The organism is Caedibacter taeniospiralis (assembly GCF_002803295.2).
GTDB classification, from domain to species: domain Bacteria; phylum Pseudomonadota; class Gammaproteobacteria; order Francisellales; family Francisellaceae; genus Caedibacter; species Caedibacter taeniospiralis.
This window is the reverse complement of sequence record NZ_PGGB02000001.1, coordinates 100,495-114,016: the sequence shown is the minus strand read 5'-3', so window position 1 is coordinate 114,016 and position 13,522 is coordinate 100,495. Positions and strand designations below refer to the sequence as shown.

Genomic DNA, 13,522 nt, shown 5'->3' with positions numbered 1-13,522 from the left:
CTTGGGGTCGTTGCGCTTGAATGCGTAGCAGTGATAGTATTTTATGGGGTAAAAATGACGCACTTTAGATTAACAAAACAGCAGCAAGAGTTATGGTATGCCTATCAGCTCAATCCAAAAGGCGATAACTATAATGTTGCAGTGTCATATCAAGCCCATGGCAACCTCGATAAAGAAAAATTCAGATTAATATATCAAACGATTGGTAATCATTTCGAAGCTTTTAGAACACAGCTTGTTGAAACAGAAGGGGATGCAAGTCAAATCATCCTGGATGATTTTGACGGTGAGTTTATTGAGCAAGTACTTAATAACACAACAAAAGAACAAGTTCTTAAAATACTTGAGAAGCTAAGAGCCAAACCATTTGATCTGGAAAAAGATTGTCTATTTCGAGCCATGCTCATCACCGTAGACGATCAGACGCATTATTTTCAGTTTGTCTGGCATCATATTGTTACAGATGGACTCACCACGGACATTTTCAGTAGGGTTTTTGAAAAGCTTTATAACGAAGGTCTAGAAGCAATACAACAATTTAAAACGTATCCATTAGCAGACTATTTACAGTATGAAGAAAAAATCATCGCTGAAAAAAAGCAGGAAACCATCGATTACTGGAAGATCTATCTTCAAGGCGCTCAGCAAAATGATTTGGCTAAATATACTGAGGATGCTGCGGCTAAAGTTGAACGCCAACGTATTGATATTGATCCCAAAGCCTTAAGCAGGTTTTTAAAGGCACACAAAACAACGCCGTTTATTTTTTTTAATGCCTTAATCAGTACCTTTGTCTATAGATGCTTTCACCTGACAGACATTATGTTGTCTTATCCAAAAAACATACGCCCGAGTGAATTTAGTAACATCGTCGGTTATTTTGTCAGTATGTTTCCGCTGCGGGTTAAGTTATCAGCAAATATGACCTTTACTCAACTGCTTGATCACACAAGAGATCAATATCAATCAAGCAAACCGTATCAAAGCATCCCATTTGAGCACCTTAAATCCTCTTTAGAGGTCGATTTTATGCCAAACGCTTCCGTTGTAGAAACCCACCTGGTATCTCCAGATATGCAACTGGTTAATGTTAAATCAGAAAGCAACCGTTTCTTTTATGGCGGCATAGCAGTGGAGTTATCTCTTGTCTATGACAAAGTTAAAATGATTTATGAAATCGCCTATAACACAAATTATATTCCGAGTTATTTTATTGAATATTTTAAGTTTCTGATCAATGAAGTTATAACAAATACAAATAAAAAATTATCTGAATATGAGTTAATGTCTATTGATCAAAAAAAAAACTACTCTGCGACTGGAACAACACCGACAAACCTTATCCCAAAGACAAAACGATTCATCAGTTATTTGAAGAGCAGGTTGCCAAGACACCAGATAATGTCGCTGTTGTTTTTGAAAAAGATCAACTTACCTATGCTGAATTAAATGCCAAAGCCAACCAGTTAGCAAGGTACTTACAATCACTTGGTGAGACATCAGGATTAAATTGCACCTTTAAACTAGACTCCCGCCTTCGCGGGAGTGACAGACTTGTCATTGCCGCGAAGGCGGCAATCCAGGAAGCTCAATTTAACTCTGAACCGTTACTTACTCATAGTAAACCCGATAGCTTCATTGCCTTATGCCTGGATAAGAGTCTCGAGATGATTATTGGTATTTTAGGGATTCTCAAATCAGGAGCGGCTTATGTGCCGATTGATCCAGGTTATCCTGATGAAAGAATCAAATATATCCTTGAGGATACCAAAGCTGCGTGTTTACTGACGCAGTCGCACTATATATCAAAGCTGCAGATGCTTACTAATGCTCAACTGATTGCATTGAATGATAACTGTTATCAGGACTTGCCCACTGATAATCTACTACCTCAAATTACAGCAAATCATCTGGCTTATGTGATTTATACTTCTGGGACCACAGGACAGCCTAAAGGAGTATGTATCGAGAACCATAGCATAATCAATTTGGTCATCACGGAACAGGAAAAACTGGTTATCGACTACAAATCGAAAATCCTTCAATTTTCATCTATTTCATTTGATGCTTCGGTATGGGAAATTTTTAGTACTTTAAGTTGTGGAGCTGGACTCTACATTATCCCTGATTTTAAAAGATCAGATTCTCAGTGTTTGCACAAATATATTTTGAAGAACAATATTTCTCATAYTACATTACCACCAAAAATTATAGAAAATTTAACTAGAACATATCTACCTAAATACTTATGTTCWGCAGGAGAAAGTTTAAACATAAAAATATTACACGAATGGGGAAAGAGAGAAATTTTATCAATGCTTATGGTCCAACAGAAACGACGGTATGTGCTACTATGCACCATTATCACTCGAACCGTTTGGCTAAAAATATTGGCAGACCCATTAATAACACTAAATGTTATGTTATCGACAAGCACAATAATCCAGTTCCCGTTGGGGTTATTGGTGAATTGCATATTGGTGGCGCGGGACTCGCACGTGGTTATCTAAACCAACCTGAACTTACCGCTGAAAAGTTTATTACCAATCCTTTTGCCACTGAAACTGACAAAGACAATGGCTATGATAGGCTTTATAAAACAGGTGATCTGGTCAGATGGCTGCCTGATGGCAATTTAGAATATATTGGGCGCAAGGATACTCAGGTTAAAATCAGAGGCTTTAGAATTGAACTCTCTGAAATTGAAAATGCTTTAACCCAGGTCAAAGGAATTGAACAAGCAGTTGTGATTAATCGAGCGATTAATGATGAGCAGTATCTTTTTGCTTATTACACTGCTCACCAGCAGATAAGTCCTGAGCTTGTAATAGAGGAGCTTACTCAAAAGCTGCCGCATTATATGCTGCCAGCTGCTGCTGTACAGATTGATAATATTCCTTTAACCCTTAACGGCAAAATAGATATTAATGCTTTGCCTTTGATTTCATTTCAAAGCGCTCAAGTTTATATTGAGCCAAGGACGGAACAGGAGAGAATCGTCTGTCAGGCTTTTTCAAATGTTTTGTTGATTGAAAAAATAGGCATAGATGATGACTTCTTTAAGCTCGGTGGTAACTCGATTAAAGCCATTCAATTAGCGATGATTTTACAGGCAAACTTTAATATTCAGGTATCTGAGCTATTTGAGTTACGCACCCCGCGAAAATTGGCAGAAAATCGTGAGATTAGCCATGATTTACTGATTGATAAGCTCAAGCAAATTAAACACAATTATGCTAACTACGCTAATAAACCATTGGATAAAGCATCTTTAGCTAAAAAGGAACGATATCTGGCAGAGGTCGCCAGCATGCCAAATATACCTTACACAACAAAACCAATTCACAATGTATTGCTCACAGGGGCGACGGGATTTTTGGGTTGCAATTTATTAAACCAATTACTAATTTCAACACCTTATCGGATTTATCTTTGTATTAGAGCTAAAGATAAACAACACGCTCTAGAGCGTATGGCACATAAATATCAGTTTTATTTTGATCTATCTCTGGAAGATAATTTTGGTGATCGTATCGTTTATATTCCCTGTGATTTAGAAAAAAAACAAATAGGCGTATCAGATGATCAATATTATCAACTAAGCCAGAATATCGATAGCATTATCCATTGTGCTGCATTAGCAAAACACTATGGTATTGAACAGGTATTTTATAATGCTAATGTAAAATCAACGATTCATTTACTTAAGCTTTGTGAGCTGACCAACCTAAAAGACTTTCATTATATTTCGACTTACTCTGTGATGACAGGCATTACCAACGATAGTGAAACTATCCTTACTGAAGATGATGAATTAACGATAGATGGCGAGTGGAACTCACCTTACACCAAAACGAAATACCTGGGTGAGATCAATGCGATTAAGTGGCGTGAAAAAGGGATCAACAGCAATATCTATCGCGTTGGGAACCTAGCGTTTATGCAGCAAAATGGCAAGGTACAGGAAGATGTTAAAGATAACGCATTTGCTACCTATATTACCTTTATCCGCAAATTAGGCTGCCTTGCTGATAATATGAATGAGGTCGAGATTTCACCTGCTGATATAACCGCAACAGCTATTGTTAAAATGTTTGATAAACAGGATTTAAGTAATCGCACCCATCACGTATTTAATCCGCACCTGGTGCAATTATCTCAGATGCTTGAWGCAGAAGGTAATTCTATTGCGACCGTCAGCTTTGAAAATTTTATTGATCGGTTAATTTGTTATTTACAACACAATGGTGATTGTGATTTAATTCGGCGTTTTTTGCTACGCATGGGCTGGCAAGAAAATCAGGAGCTTACGCGTAAGTTTGACTTATTGATATTGCAGGATAAAACAGCGAAGATTTTACAGAGCCTGAAGTTCACATGGCAAAAAGCACTGGTTTTATGGTTAAATAATCCATATTTTAAATACATTGATAACATGGAGATATGTACAAATGAGTAATAGCAAAAAAATGCCGCCTTTTGAAGAGTTTGCTGATATTTTACCAGAGCCCATTTACTGGGCARATTAAAATCAATTGAKAGGAGTCAATTGTGGATAGAACAACAGGGGAAACCAAAGTGTTCGATGCAGCTATTGCACCATTATATGATGAAAATAAAAACATTATCGGTACGTGTGGAATCTCTGTTGACATTACCGAACGTAAAAGACAAAAAGGGCAATTGGAAAAACAACTGGCCTTTCAACAACATTTATTCGAAGAGTTTGCTGAAAAGATTCCAGGCGGTTTTTATTGGTGCGACTTAAATCATAAACTGATAGGAGCAAATACGTTTATACTCAAAAGTGCAGGCGTGAAACTTGAAAATGTTTTAGGAAAAACTCCATTGGAAAATCATCCCAAGGAAATGGCAGAGGAAATTATTGCTCACCATAAAAGCGTGATTCAAACTGGAAAGCAAATACACTGCGAAGAAAGTGTTGTCAATCCAAAAACTGGCGAAACTGTTTTCTTTGATGTTGTGCTTTCTCCTTTATACGATGAAAATAAGAATATTTTTGGTGTTTGTGGTATTTCAACTGACATCACCGAACGCAAAAAACTTCAGGAAGAAACCATTCGCCAGAAAAACCAGCTGGAGAAAAAACTGCAATTTCAGCACAGCTATCTGAAGTCTGCAGGCTACGAATGGGTAGATTCTATTAAAGCAGTTTCAAATGCAGTCGCGGAGATTGAGCATCGACTCAAGCGGCTCGATATTGCAGCCAAGCTTGAGTACGATCTCAATGATCAGTTCTATATCCTGAACGAAAGCCTGTCTGAGCTGTACACCATGTATCACAAGCTATATAGCACCGTTATTGGTGCAGAAGAAAATATCAAGTATTTTGATCAGAAACATGAGATTCCACTGCGCATGGAAAATCTGATTAAAACTGAAGTGGGTCTTGCCGAGTCCTGCATCAGTGCTGAATTTGATGTGAAAGTGTCATATGAGATGGATGAAAAGTCAAAACAAAAGCTCGATGTTGACTATAGAAAACTCCAGCATATTTTGAGGACTTTATTTGCTAACTACACCAAAGGTATTGATAAAAAAAGACGCAAAGACGATATTCATTTAAGCATCACCGCTGAAGACGGCTATCATGATATACTTTACGTGACCTTTGACTTTAAAGGTCCCCTGCCCTTTGTAGAAGTGGAGGAGGACGAGATCCGTGCGGAACACATGGTGTATAAATCGCAAACGCGTGTTGCCTTTGATAAGCATGATTTTGCGTATGATGTATCCTTAGCCATGCACTATGCAGACGTACTCTGTGGCGGGGAAGATCTTAATGAACATTTATTTGAAGGTCGCTACTTCTCTTTTACCCTGCCATTTCGTAAAACGGAGGATGACGGCAAGGGTAAAAAGCCTGAGCTTTTTTTAGTTGAATGAAAGGTATCTGAGGAAGATCCGATAAGAAGTAAATTATGCCATTACGCCGTTATTCTTTTCTAGATCAATGTTTGGGGGAGCTGCAGCATTTTGTGAAATCTGTTGTGCTGACTGCTAAAAACCCAATAATGGAAACACCTGCTCATGAAGTTGACGAATCAACGTTGAGTGCCAAAGAGTCAAAGCATGTTGCAGGGCTTATGCGCGTCGATCATACCGGTGAGATATGCGCGCAAGCGCTGTACCGTGGTCAGGCTTTTGTAGCTAAATCGATCGAAACTAAAGCGCGTTTACATCATGCTGCGGAGGAAGAATATAACCACTTATCCTGGTGTGAAGGCAGACTAGAGGATCTTGACGCCAGGAAGAGTTTATTAAATCCATTATGGTATATCGGATCGTTTGCCATTGGCGCTACAGCTGGGCTTATTAGTGATAAGATCAGCTATGGCTTTGTGATTGAAACTGAAAAGCAAGTCATGCGACATTTGGAGGCGCATTTAAGCGAACTTCCAGTGCAAGATGAAAAATCACGAGTTATTTTAACGCAGATGTATAAAGATGAAAAAGAGCACGCTGACAAAGCTAAACTTGCTGGGGGGGCTGAATTTCCACTATGGGCAAAGCTGGTAATGAAAGCGCAATCAAAAGTCATGACAAGCCTGGCATATCGAATTTAACCTGGCAAAATAAGCGCCTTGGCGTTAGACTACGGCAAATCTAAATTAAATTATTATTTGTTTCTTATGCTACAGCAGTGTTTACAAGCTTATCAGCAGCTTATTTTTGGCTTATCTCCATCGGTGTTTTTAGACTCGATACAAGTCATTGAGAAAGATGGAGCTGCTTATGTCCATATAAAACCGGGGGTTCCATTAACTACTGTGCAGATTGAGCAGCTTACCTCAGAGCTAAGCGATTATTTATATGCTCAAAATATGAATCAAGCCTTTGAATTTGTGATTCATAATGAGATTTTAACGCACAAGGTGCAGCAAGGTATCAAGCCAATAAAAGGAATTAAGAATATTATTGCCGTGGCTTCAGGAAAAGGTGGCGTTGGTAAGTCAACGATAACGGCTAATTTAGCCATTTCTCTTGCGCGGATGGGGGCGAAAATTGGGATTTTGGATGCCGATATTTATGGTCCAAGCCAGCCGCTTATTATGGGGAATATTAACAATCCAGTGACGAATGATAAGAAAAAAATTGAGCCGCTTGTATGTCACGGGGTCAAAATGATTTCTGTGGGCAATCTTGTCGATCAGAATTCAGCAATTATTTGGCGCGGTCCCATGGTTTCGGGTGCCTTAATGCAATTGCTCAATGACACCCATTGGGGTGAGCTTGATTATCTTTTTATTGATTTGCCTCCAGGCACGGGTGATATTCAGCTGACGATGACTAAAAAAATTCCATTGACCGCAGCAATCATCGTTACAACCCCACAGGATTTATCGCTTATTGATGCCAAAAGAGCGGTAGCTATGTTTAATAAACTTGATATTTATGTTGCGGGTGTTGTTGAAAATATGAGTACACACACCTGCCAAAACTGCGGGCATGAGTCGCATATTTTTGGAGAACAGGCAGCAGATAAGCTGTGCCAGCAGTTTAGCATTCCAGTACTGGGTGCGTTACCTTTAGACATTGCCATAAGAGAAGATGCTGATCGTGGTCAACCCAGTGCAATAAATAGTGATTCAAGGATTGCTAAAGCCTATGCTGACATCGCATTAAAACTGGCAGTTGATATTGCCCAGTTGCCGAAGGCGATGATGATTAATATGCCCGGAGTTAAAGTTGAATTTAGCGAATGAGGGGGTCAGACCTGAAATTTGACACTAGCCGAAGTAGGTAACTTTTTTTGGTGCAAGTGAAGTGGGTTTACGCTCAGGCGCGCATTCGAAAATGTCAGGTTTCAGACCTGACCCCTAGCTTGCTATCTTGCACTGATAGATACTTTCCAGGGTTTCATGGGTTTCAAACCCGTCTCTACAATCCAAACCTATCTCTGCCAATAGTGAAGATAGCGTTTAAAAAGCGCGTGATAATCTTCAGTAATATTGATGCCCAGCTTTTTTAATGCGACCATGGTTTTGTGATTTTCTGTTGTGATAAAAGGCATCGTTTCGTCATTGTTATAGTAAGAAATTAAGGGAAAAAGCGGGTTACTTTGATCAATTTTTTGGAGTTTTTCGCGCCAAATGATAGGTGGCAATTTTTTGATAGAATAACCGAGTTCATTGATAATCGTAAAGATATCACCATGCGTAATTTGTAAATTATTAACGAGGTTCCAGCCATTGGCTTTTTGGTATGTCAGCAAAGACAGAGATATGATGCTCTTGGCAGCCTGGTCAACTGGAATCATCTCGTGCTGTGCTTGTAAATCAGGTGCATAACCCATGTCGATACAGCCCAAGATAAAATGAGTTAAATTGTTTTTTTCATAATTACTCTTGCCACTTGTCGATTGTCCTGTGATTTGACCCAAGCGATAAATATCAACAGGGATGCCATTTTCTTGTGCTTTCCACAATAGCCATTCAGCTGTCCATTTAGTGGTGGTATAGCCGAAGCTAATATCAGGATGAATAGGCGCAATAGTAGGCATGCCTTCTTTGGCGATGGTTGACACGCAATTAACCGCAGCATATTTAGTTGAGATGAAATGAATGCGTTTAAGTTTTATTTGGCTTGCCAGTTCAATGATTGCCGTTGTGCTGCCGACATTAGTGGGAGCCATGCGCTCGTAGGTTTGCAGGTGGTGGACGTACGCACCGTTGTGATAAATGGCGTCAATGGTTTCACACATTGCCTGCCATTTTAGACCCTCTAATCCAAGTTGCGGTTTAGCCAGGTCAACTAAAACAATATAAAGCCTCGGGTTGGCTGTATGCTCAAAGAAGCCATAGCGATGTAGGTTAAGATCGAGTTTCTTCTGGGCTTCTGATATTGACTCTGCTCGAATTGCACAATAAACCAAAGCGTCTGTGTGTTTAAGCAGCTCATCAATTAGATGAACGCCTAAATAGCCGTTGGCACCAGTGAGTAAGACATGTTGGTAGCTCGAGTTGTAATGTTTCTTGACATCAAGTTCAGGTGGTGAGTAACTGTGGATGTCTATTAAGGCGTCTATTGTGTTTTTGTTGAGTGCGTGCATAACTGATCCTTGCGAGGTTGCTTGCGCTCTTAAATTTTTACTGGATCAGTCATTTTTCGGCTCCGACCATCTTCCCGCCCACTGTCACCCTATGCGAGGTTGCAGGAGTCATTTAAAAGCTGGATTCCCGCCTTCGCGGGAATGACCGTGACTTTTGTTTGGGCGGAAAATTTGCCTAAGCCCATTTTTCTGGATAGGCAAAGAATACCAAGGACTTGTCAAAAAACTATTTAGTTGCCGCTTTAGTTGGCGTCAGTGTGCTTTCAGCAGAGACATTAAGCTCGGTCTTGCCCACAACGACTTTGGTTGGAGTGTAAAGCACTTCTGCTTTCCACACACCAGGACAAGCGATAGAACCATCGGCACTTTCATGTTGCAGTGTTCTATAAGCCCACGAGTAGTCGCTTGCTTCTTTGTATTTCATAATTGGGAAAGTAGTGCTCATGCAATGTGACTCGCTTGGTGCAATCCAGTGAAGTCTTAAAGTGCCTTGTTTTGCTCCATTCCAATCCGTATACACTTTAGCAGTTAAGCGACCGTCTTTAGCACTTAGTTTAACTGTTGAGGTGGGTAATGTAGTGTCATGAGTCGTTTCTGTTGCTTCTGCGCTATCAAATAATTCTGATGCTCCCATCATCGCATGAGCGCCAGCCTCACTCTTTTCGTTGGCTAAAGCAGGCGCTGACGTGTTAGGCGGAGTTGCGCACGCTGATAGTAAAACGGTACCTGAAATGATGCTAAGCAGATTGAGTTTTTTCATTTTTTCTTCCTTCTATTGTGTTGAACATATAAAAATCCCTGATTACTATAATCCTAATCAGGGCAGGTAGTAAAGGGATATCAAGTTAGGTTATCTAAAAATTAATGGAGAATGAAAGGAAGTTGACTTTTTGCAGGGATCACCGTGAGTAAATTCAGGCTATACAATAATTGCAGCAACCACATTGCGTCCTTCATTGGCAAGAATGTTGAATGTGCGGCATGCCGCGGCTGAGTCCATAAAATCCAGCGACTTCCCTAAGCGCGCGAATGCGATTATTATCTCATCTTTGGGGATTTGGATCGTCCTCCCTGTGCCAAGGAGATAAATATTAGCGTCAAATCCAATAAAGCCTGAAAGCTCATGAACGTCAAGCTTATCAATATCTCGCACACCCCAATTTTCCTGAAGGATCATTTCAGGGGTAATAATAACGCTGTTATGAAGGATTTTTTGTGGTAGCGTCAGTTGTCCATGCTGGTAATGTTTTACGTAAATCACGGTGTCTGGTTTTTCATGTGCTAATTGCATTCTTAACCTCAAAAGATAAACTGAACGAGCTGATAGAGTTTGTTGATGATTGGGATCAGTATGCTTGCAAGTAAATTTGACTGACCAAAGGGGATAAACAATAAGAGCAGCACGATTAGAAATCCCCAGCGCTCAAGGCGATTGTATTGCAAAGTGGCTTTATAGGGCAGTAGGGCGCTAACGACGCGACTGCCATCTAGAGGTGGGATGGGCAGTAGATTAAACACCATCAGCATTAAGTTCAGTACAACACCAAATTGTGCCATTTGGTGGAAGCCAAAGTTAGGGACAAATTTCCATAATAAAAACCACATAATCGCCATAGCAAAGTTGGCAAGTGGTCCTGCGATTGCCACTAAAATCATGTCTTGGCGCGGCTTTTTAAGATGGCTGAAATTAACAGGAACAGGTTTTGCCCAGCCAAAAAGAAAGCCTGTTCCTAATAGAAACATGGCAGTGGGTAGAATAATCGTTCCCAAAATATCGATGTGCTTAATGGGGTTAAGTGTCACGCGCCCCATAAGATAAGCCGTTTGGTCGCCTCGAAGTTTGGCAATAAACCCATGCGCTGCCTCATGCAGTGTGATGGCAAATAGCATAGGGATGATAAACATTACAAAGGCATTAAGGTAAGTAGTGAGGTCAGCGGGCATTATTGATTGATACTTTTTCGTATTTCTTCACAGTGGAATCAGTGTATTATAAAGCACAACCAGAATGAAGAAGTTATGCCAAAGGAATAAAAATACGATGAGAAATGTTATTAATTTAGACCTGCCTGTTTTCTCTACACTGGATATTAATCAGGCACAAGCTGAGGTAGAGACTTGTATACGGCGCTGTAGAGAATTAAAAGAAAATTTACTGCAACAAAAAGCATTAACCTGGAATAACTTCATTTATCCGATGGAGGAAGAAGAAGACAGGCTTTCTAAGACGTTTGGTCCTTTGGCGCATTTAAATGCAGTCAAAAACACCCCCAAATTGCGCGAGGTTTTTCAAGCGTGTGTAGAGAAAATTTCAGAATATTCAACTCAAACCGCACAAGATAGGCGCATGCTGGAAGCATATCAGCGCATCTTAAAGGAAGATAAAACGCTGGATTTAGCACAGATTAAGGCCATTGGAGATGCCATTCGTGCTTTTAAGCTCTCTGGCGTTGATCTTGATGACGATAAGCGCAGTCAATTTGAGGAGGTTGCCACAAGGCTTGCGAAAATCCAAAGTGATTTTGAGAACAACGTGCTTGATGCAACGATGGCTTGGCATTACTGGACCGAAGATGAAAAAGAGCTTAATGGGTTGTCGGTCAACACTAAAGCACAGGCTAGAGAAAAAGCCAAGGCGCAAGGGAAGGATGGGTTTTGTCTGGGACTTGATGCGCCAACGTATATTTCGGTCATGCAGCAAGCTGACAATCGTCAATTGCGTGAAGCCTTTTATCATGCGTATGTGACACGTGCATCAGATCAGGCAGAAAATAAACGTTTCGATAATGCACCAATCATGCAGGAAATTATGCAGTTAAGGGCAAAAGAGGCTGAGCTTTTAGGATTCAGAAACTATGCTGAAGTCTCTTTGGCAAGCAAAATGGCGAGTTCAGTGGATGAGGTCATACATTTTTTAAAGGATCTGTGTGAGAAAGCAAAGCCGCAAGCGCAAAAAGAACTTAGGGAACTTCAAGCATTTGTTGAGAGTGAAGGGTATGGCAAAGAGCTTAAGTCCTGGGATGTTAGCTACTATAGTGAAAAAATGAAGAAGGCTAAATATAGCTTTACGGCTGAAGAGTTGCGCCCTTATTTCCCGCTAGCTCATGTTACCCACGGTTTGCTAAAAGTCATTGAATCACTTTATGGAATTAGGGCAAGTGAGGTGGCGAGCTGGGATCGTTACCAGGCTGAGACAGCTTTATATGAATTTTATGATGAAAGTCATGCTTTAAGAGGAGCGATCATCGTTGATTTATTTGCCAGAGAGCATAAGCGTGATGGTGCCTGGATGGATGAATGTCGCACGCGGTACAGGCGTCTGGATCAAAGCATACAGATTCCAGTTGCTTATGTAACCTGCAACTTTATGCCGCCAAAAGCGGATAAAGGGGCACTATTAACACATAATGATGTATTGACGTTATTTCATGAGTTCGGTCATGCGCTACACCATATTTTGACGCAAGTAGAACATCTTCCTGTATCCGGAATCAATGGTGTGGAATGGGATGCCGTGGAGTTACCAAGTCAGTTTATGGAAAACTTTTGCTGGTGTGAGGAGGGCTTGGGTTTATTGTCTTGTCACATTGAAACGGGAGCGTCTTTGCCGAGATCCTTGTTTGAAAAACTGATTCAATCAAGACGATATCAATCAGGGCTTGCAATGTTGCGGCAATTGGAGTTTGCATTATTTGATATGAAACTGCATCAGGCAGAGGTTGAGCATTTGGATATTCACCAAGTACTAGAAGAGGTGAGAAATTCCACGGCATTGATAAATCCCCCTGTATATAATCGTTTTGAAAATAGCTTTTCACATATTTTTGCAGGGGGGTATTCCGCAGGGTACTACAGTTACAAGTGGGCAGAAGTGTTGTCAAGTGATGCTTTTTCGGTGTTTGAATCTCAAAGCTCGGTGTTGAACAGATCAATAGGGCTGAAGTTTATGCGTGAAGTTCTGGAAAAGGGAGGCTCCGAGCCTGCGGCTAAATTATTTGAATCCTTTAGAGGGCAAAAACCAACAATCGATGCACTATTGCGCCACAATGGAATTATGTAGATGAGTCGCCAAATAGGGCAAAATGCAGAAGAGCAGGCATGTCAGTTTTTACAGCAAAATGGCTTTAGCCTCATTTGTCAGAATTTTTCAACCCCCCTGGGTGAGATTGATCTCATTGGCGTCCTTGATGGTATAGTGCTATTTGTTGAGGTGAAGGCAAGAAGAAGTGCTGAGTTTGGCACAGCACTTGACATGGTGAGCAAAACCAAACAAATAAAGATTCGCAAAACTGCGGAGATTTTCCTTCAGCGTTATACACGATATCAGAATGCTGAATGCCGCTTTGATGTTATTGGTATTACTGGGGGTGAAATTCAGTGGGTGAAAGCGGCTTTTTAAGCCTGATATTGAAAGAGCAAAGGGGGATTTGATTCTTTAAAAATCGAAAA

At 40.4% G+C, this 13,522-nt stretch carries 11 protein-coding genes and 1 pseudogene; 8 read left to right on the top strand and 4 right to left on the bottom strand.

Annotated features, from left to right (window positions below):
- The first annotated feature begins 54 nt into the window (after window positions 1-54).
- The 6 genes and pseudogenes from CU053_RS06485 to apbC all read left to right on the top strand — a co-directional run bounded on the left by CU053_RS06485 (window position 55) and on the right by apbC (window position 7,727).
- Window positions 55-1,449: a condensation domain-containing protein gene (locus CU053_RS06485; protein WP_325063821.1), complete on the top strand. Its 1,395-nt coding sequence runs from the start codon at window positions 55-57 to the stop codon at window positions 1,447-1,449.
- Window positions 1,359-2,225 (top strand): annotated as a pseudogene (locus tag CU053_RS06615) (AMP-binding protein); the annotation flags it as partial. The gene CU053_RS06485 and the pseudogene CU053_RS06615, both read left to right, overlap by 91 nt.
- Window positions 2,226-2,290: 65 nt before the next feature.
- Window positions 2,291-4,459, top strand: a complete 2,169-nt coding sequence (locus tag CU053_RS00545) for an SDR family oxidoreductase (protein WP_158106884.1) — start codon at window positions 2,291-2,293, stop codon at window positions 4,457-4,459.
- Between the two features lie 92 nt (window positions 4,460-4,551).
- Window positions 4,552-5,907, top strand: a complete 1,356-nt coding sequence (locus CU053_RS00540) for a PAS domain-containing protein (protein ID WP_158106883.1) — start codon at window positions 4,552-4,554, stop codon at window positions 5,905-5,907.
- 35 nt (window positions 5,908-5,942) lie between these two features.
- Window positions 5,943-6,587: a 2-polyprenyl-3-methyl-6-methoxy-1,4-benzoquinone monooxygenase gene (gene coq7, locus CU053_RS00535; RefSeq protein ID WP_100551371.1), complete on the top strand. Its 645-nt coding sequence runs from the start codon at window positions 5,943-5,945 to the stop codon at window positions 6,585-6,587.
- A gap of 66 nt (window positions 6,588-6,653) precedes the next feature.
- Window positions 6,654-7,727: an iron-sulfur cluster carrier protein ApbC gene (gene apbC, locus CU053_RS00530; protein WP_100551372.1), complete on the top strand. Its 1,074-nt coding sequence runs from the start codon at window positions 6,654-6,656 to the stop codon at window positions 7,725-7,727.
- A 188-nt stretch (window positions 7,728-7,915) separates the two neighbouring features.
- Here apbC and CU053_RS00525 read toward each other — a convergent pair whose 3' ends face one another.
- The 4 genes from CU053_RS00525 to CU053_RS00510 all read right to left on the bottom strand — a co-directional run bounded on the left by CU053_RS00525 (window position 7,916) and on the right by CU053_RS00510 (window position 11,017).
- A complete protein-coding gene (locus tag CU053_RS00525; protein WP_100551373.1) occupies window positions 7,916-9,073 on the bottom strand; it encodes a thioester reductase domain-containing protein in 1,158 nt (385 codons plus the stop codon).
- A gap of 226 nt (window positions 9,074-9,299) precedes the next feature.
- Window positions 9,300-9,833, bottom strand: a complete 534-nt coding sequence (locus CU053_RS00520; RefSeq protein WP_100551374.1) for a TUL4 family lipoprotein — start codon at window positions 9,831-9,833, stop codon at window positions 9,300-9,302.
- Between the two features lie 159 nt (window positions 9,834-9,992).
- Window positions 9,993-10,364 carry an Mth938-like domain-containing protein gene (locus tag CU053_RS00515; RefSeq protein ID WP_100551375.1) on the bottom strand — a complete coding sequence of 124 codons (372 nt, stop codon included), beginning with the start codon at window positions 10,362-10,364 and terminating at the stop codon, window positions 9,993-9,995.
- Window positions 10,365-10,372: 8 nt separating this feature from the next.
- A complete protein-coding gene (locus CU053_RS00510; RefSeq protein ID WP_100551376.1) occupies window positions 10,373-11,017 on the bottom strand; it encodes a site-2 protease family protein in 645 nt (214 codons plus the stop codon).
- 97 nt (window positions 11,018-11,114) lie between these two features.
- On the opposite strand from CU053_RS00510, the gene CU053_RS00505 reads away from it, so the two are divergent.
- A complete protein-coding gene (locus CU053_RS00505) occupies window positions 11,115-13,133 on the top strand; it encodes a M3 family metallopeptidase (protein WP_158106882.1) in 2,019 nt (672 codons plus the stop codon).
- Window positions 13,134-13,472 (top strand): YraN family protein, encoded by a 339-nt coding sequence (locus tag CU053_RS00500; RefSeq protein ID WP_100551378.1) that lies wholly within the window; start codon window positions 13,134-13,136, stop codon window positions 13,470-13,472.
- The last annotated feature ends 50 nt before the right edge of the window (window positions 13,473-13,522 follow it).

Bases quoted from the DNA above. Each gene is read 5' to 3' on its own strand.
- CU053_RS00500 (WP_100551378.1), top strand. From the start codon at position 13,134: ATGAGTCGCCAAATAGGGCAAAATGCAGAAGAGCAGGCATGTCAGTTT.
- CU053_RS00515 (WP_100551375.1), bottom strand. From the start codon at position 10,364: ATGCAATTAGCACATGAAAAACCAGACACCGTGATTTACGTAAAACAT.
- CU053_RS00510 (WP_100551376.1), bottom strand. From the start codon at position 11,017: ATGCCCGCTGACCTCACTACTTACCTTAATGCCTTTGTAATGTTTATC.
- CU053_RS00520 (WP_100551374.1), bottom strand. From the start codon at position 9,833: ATGAAAAAACTCAATCTGCTTAGCATCATTTCAGGTACCGTTTTACTA.
- CU053_RS00505 (WP_158106882.1), top strand. From the start codon at position 11,115: ATGAGAAATGTTATTAATTTAGACCTGCCTGTTTTCTCTACACTGGAT.
- CU053_RS00525 (WP_100551373.1), bottom strand. From the start codon at position 9,073: ATGCACGCACTCAACAAAAACACAATAGACGCCTTAATAGACATCCAC.
- coq7 (WP_100551371.1), top strand. From the start codon at position 5,943: ATGCCATTACGCCGTTATTCTTTTCTAGATCAATGTTTGGGGGAGCTG.
- CU053_RS06485 (WP_325063821.1), top strand. From the start codon at position 55: ATGACGCACTTTAGATTAACAAAACAGCAGCAAGAGTTATGGTATGCC.
- apbC (WP_100551372.1), top strand. From the start codon at position 6,654: ATGCTACAGCAGTGTTTACAAGCTTATCAGCAGCTTATTTTTGGCTTA.